Here is a 12,279-nt window from a genome sequence, read left to right as displayed (position 1 = left end):
CGGATGTGCCGGGATCAGCTCCAGCAAATGGGTGTGCATCTCGGTGATAATCCGCTCATACTCACCCTGAGCTTGCTGTGCTGCTTCCGGGTCGTTGAGGGTGCAGGTATCACCGAACAGATGATTCGTAATCGTCTCCCCAACAGGTTTAGCCTGACCATCATCAGTAAATTCTTTATACTGGCCTACACGCCCATCCCGACTAACACAGTACGAACCATCATTTGCGACATCAAATCTAAACGACTTATTAGCACCACTTTTATCTTGAGCGAACCCAAGATTCCCATGATGATGCTCCCGATACCATCTCGTCCACTCATCTTGACGACGTTCATTATTTTCCTGAGACGTGTGCAGATCGGCATTTGGATACTGTCCTATATTTTGCTCTGGCGATTGTCCCCCGCCGCGCCACTGTTGGCTTTGAGATATCTCCTGCTCTGAACACCATAGTGAAGCATCCGAATTACCGCAGAGAGGATCACCCATAACCGGAACACCTTGAAAAAGTGAGGCACATACCAATGATGTAATCATTAGGCGTGGAAGAGCTCTATTCTTCATTCTTCTCACCCTTCATATCCAAGAACTCAACGCTATCGATAAGCCACCGATTCCCATCATGGTGAAGAGTCATCATATACCAATTATTCTCGTAATCTTTATTAATAACTTCCTTATAGTGCTCTCCATCAGCCTCAATATAGATGAGATGTGGCCAAGCCATGAAGAACTTCCACTTATATTTACCACCGCCGTGGTTAATAGGCTCACCATGGAACTCGTAGCCGTGCACATCTCCACCTACAATCCAGCCGCCCTTTTTATAAAGACGAGTATCAAAATCATAGGTCTTCTGTTCATCTGTGAAGTTCTTACTGATATATTTATAGGCCTCTTTGAAGTCCCCAGTCTGAAGCCCGTAGTTACGCCATTCCGTCCAGGCTTTTACCGACTTAGTCATCCCTCTAACGAAGCATTCGTATACCCCTCCTCCGTCTTCGGCTTCGGAACATTCTGCGCAGGACCATAAAAATCCGCAGGACGATACTCCCCCTCCGGAGCTTTCGAGTTCCCCGAATAATGCGGCGACACACTCGACGACGGACTTGGGCTATCACTGGACGAAACAGAAGCAAAGGCAGTCGCAGAAGAGAAAGAACTCGAACTCTCAGTAGCCGCTCCAGCAGGCTTCGCGCCCTCCCCACACGCAGATAGCAACACAGCAAACCCAGAAACGCCCAAAACGCTCATAAGGGCACGACGAGACAAACCAGGGGTACGAGTATTCATCGATGAACACATCCTCAAAAAATTGTGGCTGGGTGAATAACACAAGACCAATATCAAAAACACATTTGTTTATCTGTTACCCCAACCTTGGGTTTCACAGACACACAGAGGGCATAACTCAGGTCTTATCTGCTACTCTACGACGATTCAAAATATTTAGCGATTTACCTGCGACATATATAACCATTTATTAACAAACAGCCCCAATATATTTATCTTATGCATCAAAGGAAACAGAGCATAAGCTTTACCTTTAAACAGCATCCGCCTACGTTTTAGACAAACCCAGATATAGGATTATCCTATTCTGTTTAGTTTGCACGTTTCTTCTGGTAGCTACAGATATAACTAGGCACAGCACATTGAATCAGCAATACAAAAATAAAAACTCCCGAAGTCATAATTATGACTTCAGGAGTATTCCGTTGCGGGGGCAGGATTTGAACCTGCGACCTCCGGGTTATGAGCCCGGCGAGCTACCGAACTGCTCCACCCCGCGGCGACTCATACAACTATACATACCGCTCTGCAACATCTCAACTTGAAGCTATCTGCTGAGATAAACACCACAGAAAAACCCAAAACTGGATGTCTGAACGCTCCTTATTGCTCTCATAGACAGCCCGAATCAATAATTTAAGATGACGAAGCGGGGCGCCACCCGAATGTGATGGCACCCCGCTATGACCGTCAGACCGCAAGCACTACTACATCTTATTTAGAGGTAGCTTCCCCAGAAGGACTCTGCGATGCTGAGGATGAACCGCTCGGCTGCTGCTCACTTCCCTGCTGATCGCCGCCCTGTTTCTGATCCTGCTGTTGTTTATTTTCTGCTTCAATAGCCTTCTGCAAAGAATCGTTCAGACGCTTCTGGGCCTCACCATATGCTGCCCAATCGCCCTTCTTGAGAGCGGCATCCGAATCCTGCATAGCCTTGGATGCATCCGCCAAATGCTGTTTCAGGCTAGCGGACTGGTCTGAGCCAGAGGCTCCAGAAGAGCTGGACGATGATCCAGACGTCTTCTCACCGTTGCCTTCAGTGCCAGCTCCCGAGGGTCCCGACTGAGCATCTATCTTGGCACCGGAAGAACCGTTGAAGACCTGGTTGAGTGCTTCTTCCAGCGTGGGAGCAAACCCAACTTTGTCACCGAAGCTAACCAACACTCGCTGCAAACGCGGATACCGTGCGTCGCCGCTAGACTGCACGTAGACCGGCTGAACATACAGAATGCCGCCAGCCACCGGCAGAGTAAGCATATTGCCGTTAATGACCTCGGAGGACCCGCGCCGCAGGAGGTTCAGCTGGTTCGAGACCTCAGCATCAGAGTTGAAGATATTCTGCGCCTGACCAGGCCCCGGAACCACCGATGAACGCGGCAGTTCGAGCAGTCGCAGCTTACCGTAATCCGCGCTGCGTTCGCCGTCCTTGCCGGTACCGGCGTCACCATTTGCAGCGAGGAATCCGTACATCACGTTACGCGAGTTTGAATCACTCTGCTGAGGAATAAAGGTCGACGTCAGCGAGAAATGAGCCTTCCTATCCCCAGGCATCTGGAGCGAGAGGTAATAAGGCGGAATCTGGCGACCGCTATCATTCGTAGGGTCGTTTGGAATCGACCAGACGTCATCGCCCGCGTAGAGGCTGTTCGAGTTCGTCACATGATACTTATTCAGCATCGAGCGCTGAATAGTAAACATATCCGAGGGGTAGCGCACATGGTTAAGAAGCTCGGCGCTCATCTCTTTATAGCTCTTCACGGTTCCGGGGAATACGCCCTGCCATGCCTTCAAAATAGGATCATTTTCATCCCATGCATAAAGGGTGACCGAACCGTCGTAGGCATCCACGGTGGCTTTCACCGAGTTGCGAATGTAGTTCATCGAATTCGTGCGCGGATTCTGATTATTCTCCTGGCTTACACCCTGCGCATATGGGAACTGGTTTGTGGTCGTATAAGCATCCACAATCCACTGCACCCGATTATTGATAATAGCGGGGTACGCTTTGGAATCCACCTTCAAATACGGCGCAGCCTTCTGAACGCGATCTACCGGGTTACGTTCGTACAGGATCTGCGAACCATCACGAACCGCATCCGAAAGCAAAATATCGGATGACTGGAACTTAATCGCATAAGAGAGACGGTTCAGCATGGAATCCAACCGGGGACCACCGTTGCCGTTGAATGTGTATTTTGCATCCGAAGAATTCGTTTCATCGGCGGACTGCGGACGGTCGAGTTCCAGCTGATCACCGCTGCCGCCCACAATGGAATACTGCGGAGAGCTCATACCGAAGTAAATACGAGGCTCATAGTTTTCAGAAATAACGCCATTCGCCTTGATACCGGACTGCATGAACTTGGGGTTACCCGCACCGTCAACCTGGTTACCGTAAGCTGCAATCACGCCGTACCCGTGAGTGTACACCACGTGGCGGTTATACCAGGAATCATCCGAAGTCTGGGAAGGATTCAGCTCACGGGCGGCAATCACCGTGTCCTGAGTCTTATTGTCTACGGAATAGCGGTCCACCGAGAGATTCGAGTCGAACCGATAGTATGGACGGAACTGCTGCATCTGCGCGAATGCTGAGCTTACCACGTTCGGATCCAAAAGACGGATGTTCGCAATAGTCTCACTAGAGTTCCCCAAAGCGCCTTGACGAGTATCGATCGTGGCGTCATAGGGAGTAGTCTCTACCTTATCGAGACCGTAGGCGTACCGTGTTGCGTCGATATTGCGTTGGATAAACTGCGACTGTGCAGCCTGTTCATTCGGCACAACCTGGAAACGCTGTACGATCCAGGGGTACAGCCCGCCAGCGACGAGAGCTACAACCACCAGCATCGCGGTTCCCACTAGAGGCAAACGCCAACGATGCGCGGAAGCCGTAGCCAAGAACAACACAGCCACCAGAACTGCGGAAATCGCCAAAATAGAACGTACGGGAATAATAGCGTTCGTATCGGTGTACATAGCACCGGCCCAGCGCCCCGACTGCTGCTGAACTGCGGTGTACCGTTCCAGCCAGAACGCAGCACCGCGCACCAGAAGGAAGGCGCATGCCAAAACCGCAGCATGACGGCGGAACGCGGCGGAAGTTCCTACACCGCCTGGGCGAACCTTAATACCACCGTAGAAGTAGTGCATAATAGCACCGCCAATAGCGCAGAGCACGATAACAGCGGTCAAAAGATTAACCACCAGATTGAGGAACGGAAGAGTGAAAACGAAGAATCCAACATCCAACCCAAATTCGGGGTCTTGAACGCCGAAGTCCTGACGGTTCAAGAAAAGCGCCACGGTTTGCCACTGGCTAATTCCGGCACTCCCAATAAAGAACCCTAAAGCAATTGGAAGAATCACCAAGAGAATCTTGCGGATGCGCTCCATACCCCGACGGTACCGCGCCATACTATCGGTGAAATCACGCCCGCCAAACATGTCACGCAGAAGGTCTTCAGCATCCATATGCTCATGCTCGGTCGTATGGCGCTCATGCGGACCGGCTTTAGAAGTCTCGTGATGAGCCTGTTCCTCAGATTTATCCGCGTTTTTGGCGTCTTTCTTCGCCTGAGAATCATCGTGGTCAGTATGTTTGATGGCGTAAGACATCGAAGCCCAGAACGGTACCGCTACGACGAGTGCGGTTACCACAAAGATAGAGCTCTGAAGCAAGATTTCGGTGGTGAAGACGCTGCCAAAACCAAGCTGATTGAACCATAGCCAATCCGTATACACCTGTGTGGCATACACAAACGCCATAATCAAGACTATGACCACCGCGATGGTAATACCCAAAGGACCCGGATAGCGCCGCTTTTTCTTTTTCTGGTCTGCTCCCGCGCGACGGGGAGGCTGAGGAGGTTGATGTTCGTTATCAGATGCCGTCACGGATTCCTCACTTCGTTGGTGGCTGGAACATAGTTAATAAACATTATCTCAAATGTGGCACTCTGACACAGACAGGAGCGTGGGCAAACACGCGGAGATTTACCGTATGTTTGCCCATAACCCGACGTGCACGTCTAGATTGCCGAAAACCTTTTACCCGCAGGTGGGGAACTGATCGGGGGCGGCTCCGTTCTTAATCTTGGTGAGGGCATCCACGGCCTCATCGACGTTATCGACCGGGATTACCTGCATATCACCTGCCGGTGTTTCCCCACGATAGTATTTGAAAACATCGGGGTCGGTTCTGCGGATTTCTTGAAGATCGTCACAGTTTTCGCGCGGTGCCAAAAAGTAGTGGGCACCGTGGCGTCCGGAAGCGATAATCTTATATTTAATGCCGCCGATGGCACCGACTTTACCGCTGGCATCTATGGTTCCGGTACCGGCTACATAGCTTCGGGCTGAATCTTCGTTTCCTGCGCCTTCGGGGGCAAGCAGGCTTTGCTCGGTGAGCTTATCGATGGTACCGAGAGTGAGCATGAGACCCGCACTGGGGCCGCCAACACCGTCAAGGTTGTAGGTTGCCTCAAAGGGAAGATCAAAGTCCTGTTTAAGCACAATTCCAACAAGCCAGCGCCCCGATTTATCGTCACGCCGCGGCGTGAGAGTAACGTTCTTGTTCTCGCCATTCCGGCTGATTTCGAAGGTGACGGGACGTCCTTCTGAAGCTTGCACAGTTTCGGTGACATCTTTGAGAGTATTGATCTGTTTATCCCCCACTTTGAGGATGCGGTCCCCACCCTGCACCTGCCCCTCAGCGGGGGATCCGGAGGCGGTTTGGAGAACGCCGATCTTCTCGGTCACCGGCAGTTTAAGGTAACGCGCCGCAGCAACTTTCGCCTGGGTTTGAGAATCCGCCATTTGTGCGCTGCTGACCTGGTTAGCTTGCTGGTGGGTAACGTGCGGATATGTAATTTCGGAGGGAACCACAAGGTAACGGTTGCCGTCCGCAGCCAGCCAACTGTAGAACGCATCCGCTCCGGGGAGAACGGTGTAGGGTCCGCCGGAGACAGATACTGTGGTCATATTCAATTTCCCAGTGGTGGGATAGGTCTGCGTGCCGTTGATCTGGATAATATCTTGATCCTGGTATTGCCCGAGAATATCGAAGAGAGGTCCGGGACCTTCTTTGCTATATGAGCTGGGCAGCACAAAAGCACCGAGCATCAGCAAACAGGTTGCGGAAGCAGTTAGAAAGCGCAGATTCAGGGGACGTCGTTCTGATAGTGGAAGAGATTCATCGCTCTGCTGATGGGATTTTCTCAAGAAAAATGCACGCTTAGCCATGCTTCTTAGAGTACCCGATATTTTTGTTGGGAACACCACATGATGAGCCGGGGTACACCGCGGCGTCAGCATTGTACGCCGCCAAGGTCATAAGCTGGGCTGTGCCTAGAGCGAATACCGCGAAATCACGGCAAACTCACAGGTTTACCAGGTACCCTTTACTAGACGGGTAGGGGCAGACTGTGCCCGCCCTCAATACTGAAAGGTATGTGACATGGCTGAGAACCCCACCAACGATAATTCAAATGACCGCGATCCCCTTGAGGAATTCCTGAAAAAAATGCAGGAACAGGGCTTTGATCCTAACGCCGAGCAGAACGGCAACGGCACAGCAGAGAACCCATTCGCTTTTCTGAGTGGAAATATAAACCCTGAAGATATGAATGCTATGGGTATGCCCCTTGATCCCTCTATGCTCCAGGGTATTTTTGCGCAGGTGCAGTCAATGTTTACTGCTGGGGCTAGTGAAAACGGTATTAACTGGCAGGGTGTGAAAGACCAGGCTCGCCAGCTCTTAGCGACCACCGGGGAGGATCCTGCCGTCACCGAGTCTTTGAGGGCGGCAACGCGCGATGCCTCTAACCTTGCCGATCTGTGGTTGGACAGCGTCACCATTTTTGAGCGTCACAATATTCCTGTTGAGGCTTGGTCCAAGGCTGAATGGCTCGATTCTTCCTTCGATTCTTGGCGTGATATGGTACAGCCCGTAGCGGCTGAGGTAACTCAGGCGATGGTGCTCCCCTCCACCGAAGATGTTCCCGAAGAGCTGGCTCAACTTTTGGGCGGCACCGGATTCTTGAACAATATTGGTTCCATGATTTTTGGGGCTCAGATGGCGCAGGCACTGACCGAGCTTGCCGGTGAGGTATATTCTTCTACCGATATTGGATTCCCCCTCGCGCCAGGGCGCAGTGCGCTCTTGCCCGCCGGTTACACTCAGCTTGCTGAAGATATTGAGGTGCCCGCGCAGGAAATTCTGCTGTACCTGGCGGTGCGTGAGGCAGCGCTGATTCGTCTGCACCGCACAAACCCGTGGCTGCGTGAAGATATTTTGGAGCTGGTAAGCCGTTATGCTCGTGGTATCCGTGTGGATATGAATCGTATTCAGGATGCCGCATCCCAGGTAGATTTGAGCAACCCCGAGGCCGTACAGGATGCCTTTGACGGCGGCTTGTTCAACCCGCAGCGCACCGAAGACCAAGAACTTGCAGTTGAGCGTCTGGAAGCTCTTCTTGCCCTAGTAGAGGGCTGGGTATCGTTGGTAGCTGAGCAGGCAACCCAAAACCTGCCTACAGCCCCGCAGCTGGCGGAAACACTGGTACGGCGTCGTATCGAAGGCGGCCCGACCGAGCGCGTGTTCGAGACTCTGGTCGGCTTGGAGATTCGCCCTCGCCTGGTGCGTGAGGCACAGAATTTCTGGCGCACCTATGAAGAGAAGCACGGATATGAGGCCCGCGATGAACTGTGGGCAGCGCCGGAGACTCTGCCGACCGCCGCTGAACTTGAAGACCCCGATGCCTATGAAGCACGCCAGGATGAGTTCAAGGTTGAGGATATTGACTTTGACACCGAGCTGCAGAAACTTCTGGACGGTGGTTTTGATGAAGGCGAGTCCGACGGCGGTGAATCTTCCACCGGCGACGAACCTAATACATAACACGCCATGCTTCGTAATCGCGCATTAGACGCTGTGGGCGATTGAGGGATGCCACCGCATCTCATGCGTGATACCAGCCGATAACATGCCCTGTGGTCCCGAAGGTTTTCTGCCTTCGGGACCACATTTGTTGTGGATCATCACGGTTCTTAGTTGGTGGCTTGCGCGCGTATAAATTCCATACCCGCCAGGAATGCCCGTGCCTTATCAAGGTCGGGGAACCGAGCTTCTAGAGCGCGAAAACGAGCGTTATGGTGAAGTTCCACGAAGTGACAAAGTTCGTGGTAGACCACGGAGTCAACCACGTATTCGGGGGCTCCCTGAAGATCATCGGAAATACGGATGGTGCCCTGAGTCGGTGTGGCGGATCCCCACCGTTTACGCTGATTCGAGACCCAACGGATAGAATTGGGAAATTTCTCGGGCACGAGCTCGGACAGATGCCTTGCAGCCAGAGCACGAGCACGCTCCGTTAAGTAATCATCAGACGCAAAAATGCGGCGCCGCCGAGAAGTCTCCCGCTGTTTCCGTTGCACGCGGGGAGTCAGGCTTTCCAGATATTCGCGGATTTGCGCATCCGTACTCGCCCCGGGAACCAACAGGCGAATACTTCCATCTTCCTGTGGCTGGGCACTGACGGTTCTGCGGCGGCGAGACGAACGCACCACCAGGATTTCCGGGGCGGATACGGTCGCCGGAATAACTTCGTGGTGCTGTCGGACTTTCTGTCGTGCCATCATATGCTGCCCTATCATGAGCGTTAGGTACGGTGTCTTATGATCGTAATTCTCCGCGAGTGCGCAGGTATTATTTAGCTGTGTCAGGTGGATTGACGGGACGGGTCAATATCATCCAGGAAGCGGGAACGACGGCGTTTTCCCCGCCCACCGGCGGTCCGTGAATCCGACCATGTGAACCACAGGTATTTGCGGGCACGTGTAATCCCCACATAAAGCAGGCGGCGTTCTTCATCGATCTCGTCGGAGGTTTGAGCGAAGGTAATGGGCATAAGTCCCTCGTTTAAACCGCAGAGGAAGACCGCATCCCATTCCAGCCCCTTTGCAGAGTGCAAAGAGGCTAGCGTGACGCCTTCCATGACGGGAGCATCCTGGGTGGCAAGACGGTGCGCAAGCGTTGCAACGACATCGTGTACGGTAAGCCGATGCGGAACCGGAGCCCCTGCGGCCTCCGCTTGAGCGATGTCTTCGATGCGGGTATCTTCCAGATGATCAACCATCGAGACAATTGCGGCAAGAGACTCCCATTTTTGGCGTACAGCGCCAGCGGACTGGGGCGCTTTTTCGGTGTATCCCAAAGATTCCAGCACTTCACGCACATAACGGGGCACGTTCTCGGAACCGTCCGTTGATTTTGCCGACGCTCGCAGGGCAAGCATCGCTTGCTTGATCTCAGGACGATCGAAGAATTGCTCAGCCCCGCGTAACTGATACGGAATACCGCGATCGGCGAGCGCCGCCTCCAGAAGCCCGGACTGCCCGTTAGTGCGGAAAAGCACCGCGATTTCTGATGCCGGAACGCCATCTTTTTCGAGGAGATCCTGGATTTGTTCGGCAATGCCTTCGGCTTCACGTTCGTCATCCGTATATCCGAACCATTGGCTTTCAACTCCCGGTCCGCGCTGGGAAATGAGTTTGAGCGGGGGTGCCCAGGAGAATTCGGTGGAGTCCGGGCGCGGTCGCCGTGCCGCTAGGAGTCGGTTTGCCAGTTCGACCACTTGGCTGTGCGAGCGGTAGTCTCGGGTGAGCCGTACCGTGTGTGCGCCCCGGTACCGTCGCGGAAATTCCAGGAGGTGCCGACTGGTGGCACCGGTAAACGAGTATATGGTCTGCGAGGCATCGCCCACGACGCATAAATCGTCGCGCTCCCCCAGCCAGGCGTCGAGAAGGCGCTGTTGGAGGGGCGAAACATCCTGATATTCGTCTACCACGAAATGTCGGTACTGTTCACGGATGGTGGCAGCGAGTGCATCGTCATCTTCGATGATGCCGACGGTCAGGAGCAGAACATCCTCAAAGTCGATGAGGTTCCTTTCGTCTTTGAGATCTTCGTAGGAGCGGAAGAGCCGCACCATGTTCTGCGGGGTTATTCCGGAGGGCAGGTTGCGCTGGTGCAGGTGCGGCGTGAGGGTGTCGGGGGTGAACAGGCTGACTTTTGCCCACTCGATTTCTGCCGCAATGTCGCGTACAAGTGCCCGGTCGACGCTCATGCGCAGGCGCTGGGCAGCTTCGGTGATTAAACCGGCTTTATGTTTGACGATATCGGGGAATGAACCGCCGATAGCGCTGGGCCAAAAATACCTGAGTTGGCGCAGCGCTGCGGAGTGAAAGGTTCGGGTTTGGACTCCTACGGCACCGAGGGATCGCAGTCGAAGGCGCATTTCTTCTGCCGCGCGGGTGGTGAAGGTGAGAGCCATAACGCGTTGGGGAACGTATTTTCCGCAGGCGATTCCGTAGGCGATGCGGTGGGTGATAGCGCGGGTTTTGCCGGTTCCGGCGCCTGCGAGTACGCGCATCGCGCCGTTGAGTTCGGAGGCGACCCGGCGTTGGTCTTCGTCGAGACCCGCGAGGATGTCTTCGGGGGAAAGCTGGGGCGTAGCGTGATTTTGTTGGGGGGCTGCTGGTGGGGGTACGGGTCGTGCCGGTGCCTGTGGAGTTTGGGAGCGAGTCGGGGATGATTTTTGGGCGGGTATGCCGAAGAGAGCTTGCTGTTTGGATGCTCCGGCGCCCTGTGCTGGCATAACGCCCCTCTCCTGGTGCTCTGCGGATGTTCACACGCTGGTTACTATTGTACCTTTACCTTAGGTGGGGTCTGTCTGCGGCGGTTAGTATAAGCATGCCCAAGGTAGGAGTATCTTTATTCCGTGTTTATTGCTGCGTGACCCGAGTTTTCAAGGGATCGCACGCGAGAATGTGTGCGAGGGGCGAACGTGCCGAACCTCATGAGACTCATTTGATACCCTAAGAGGGTGACTTTAACGCCTCTTCAGCTTGCCGCCATTGTGTCAGCGGGTGTGCCGGGAATTTACCCTGTGGGCGCATCCGCCGTTCTTGACGACACCGCCGATTTTGACTCAGCTATTATTGTGGATTCGACCAATCGTCGCTGGCGTGTACGTGCTCCTCGTCGCCCCGATGCCAGCATGCGGCTTGAGGCGGAGCACCTTATTCTTCAGTCTTTTACCCCCGGTCTGCGTGCTCGCCTGCCTTTTCAGGTGCCGACTGTGGTGGGTACTGTGCCTTATCAGGACGGCAGCGTTTTCATTTACACGCATATTCCCGGTACCTCTTATGAGGTTGATGATCTTGCGGCGCAGAACGGGCATATGGCAGATGGTCAAGAGAACCTGGCCGTTTCTCTCGGTAAAATTTTGGCGACTCTGCACACGATGCCGCACGATCTGGTGTTTGAGGCGGGTCTGCCCTCGTATAATTCTGAGGAGATTCGCCGCCGCCGCAGTGTTGAGCTTGAGCGTGTGGCGCAAACCGGCAAGATTCCTGCGGATCTGTTAGCACATTGGCGTTCGGTGCTCTCCCCCGGTTCCACATGGCAGTTCCAGACTCACGTGATTCATGGTGACATGAACTCCGATAACTTGGTGCTTGATGGCGCGAAGATTGTTGAGGTGACCGGTTGGTCTGATGTTCAGGTGGGAGATCCTGCCCAAGATTTTGCGTGGCTGTTCTCTTGTTCCGATCAGGGCTTTACTGACAGTGTATTGGATGCTTACCAGCGGCAGATGCGTCCCGAACCGGATGAGCATTTGATTCAGCGGGCGCACTTCTATGCGGAATTTGCGATTGCCCAGTGGTTGGCGCACGGTGCTGAGATCGGCGATGACGATATTGTGCAGCATGCCGTCGCCATGCTTTTGGATGTGCAGGATGGTCTGCGCGCGACCGGTGGGTTACTCGGGCAAGAAGAGGAAGAAGATATTCCACAGGTTATTGACGACGAAGACTAGAGTAGAAAACGATAGATTGAAAGGCTGAGACGGCCACCCTGTTGGGTAGCGTCTCAGCCTTTATTCTGTTTGTTGCGACTAAGAATATATTCCGGTTTCT

Annotated in this window: 6 protein-coding genes, 1 tRNA gene and 2 pseudogenes; 2 read left to right on the top strand and 7 right to left on the bottom strand. The window is 53.7% G+C overall.

Annotated features, from left to right (window positions below; genetic code table 11):
* The 5 genes and pseudogenes from HMPREF2981_RS10675 to HMPREF2981_RS07135 form a co-directional block, all read right to left on the bottom strand.
* Positions 1-492: pseudogene (locus HMPREF2981_RS10675) on the bottom strand (hypothetical protein); the annotation flags it as partial.
* 64 nt (positions 493-556) lie between these two features.
* Positions 557-1,257: pseudogene (locus HMPREF2981_RS11275) on the bottom strand (DUF6318 family protein).
* A 464-nt stretch (positions 1,258-1,721) separates the two neighbouring features.
* Positions 1,722-1,795, bottom strand: a tRNA-Met gene (locus HMPREF2981_RS07145).
* A gap of 215 nt (positions 1,796-2,010) precedes the next feature.
* Positions 2,011-5,193, bottom strand: coding sequence for a UPF0182 family membrane protein (locus tag HMPREF2981_RS07140; protein WP_070661935.1), 3,183 nt, complete (start codon positions 5,191-5,193; stop codon positions 2,011-2,013).
* A gap of 153 nt (positions 5,194-5,346) precedes the next feature.
* Positions 5,347-6,540, bottom strand: a complete 1,194-nt coding sequence (locus tag HMPREF2981_RS07135; RefSeq protein ID WP_048779375.1) for a YlbL family protein — start codon at positions 6,538-6,540, stop codon at positions 5,347-5,349.
* 214 nt (positions 6,541-6,754) lie between these two features.
* Here HMPREF2981_RS07135 and HMPREF2981_RS07130 point away from each other — a divergent pair, with 214 nt between their 5' ends.
* The gene (locus tag HMPREF2981_RS07130; RefSeq protein ID WP_070661932.1) at positions 6,755-8,197 is read left to right on the top strand and encodes a zinc-dependent metalloprotease; all 1,443 of its coding nucleotides are present in this window, start codon (positions 6,755-6,757) and stop codon (positions 8,195-8,197) included.
* Positions 8,198-8,346: 149 nt separating this feature from the next.
* On the opposite strand, the gene HMPREF2981_RS07125 is transcribed toward HMPREF2981_RS07130, so the two are convergent.
* Positions 8,347-8,937: a M48 metallopeptidase family protein gene (locus HMPREF2981_RS07125; protein ID WP_070662820.1), complete on the bottom strand. Its 591-nt coding sequence runs from the start codon at positions 8,935-8,937 to the stop codon at positions 8,347-8,349.
* Positions 8,938-9,017: 80 nt separating this feature from the next.
* The gene (locus HMPREF2981_RS07120) at positions 9,018-10,955 is read right to left on the bottom strand and encodes an ATP-dependent helicase (RefSeq protein ID WP_070661929.1); all 1,938 of its coding nucleotides are present in this window, start codon (positions 10,953-10,955) and stop codon (positions 9,018-9,020) included.
* 228 nt (positions 10,956-11,183) lie between these two features.
* Between HMPREF2981_RS07120 and HMPREF2981_RS07115 the strand changes: the two genes are divergently transcribed.
* Positions 11,184-12,179 (top strand): macrolide 2'-phosphotransferase, encoded by a 996-nt coding sequence (locus tag HMPREF2981_RS07115; protein ID WP_004005078.1) that lies wholly within the window; start codon positions 11,184-11,186, stop codon positions 12,177-12,179.
* Positions 12,180-12,279: the final 100 nt, after the last annotated feature.

Source organism: Rothia sp. HMSC069C01, assembly GCF_001814655.1.
GTDB classification, from domain to species: domain Bacteria; phylum Actinomycetota; class Actinomycetes; order Actinomycetales; family Micrococcaceae; genus Rothia; species Rothia dentocariosa.
Note: the sequence above shows the minus strand (reverse complement) of the source record. Positions and strands in the feature narration are given on the sequence as shown.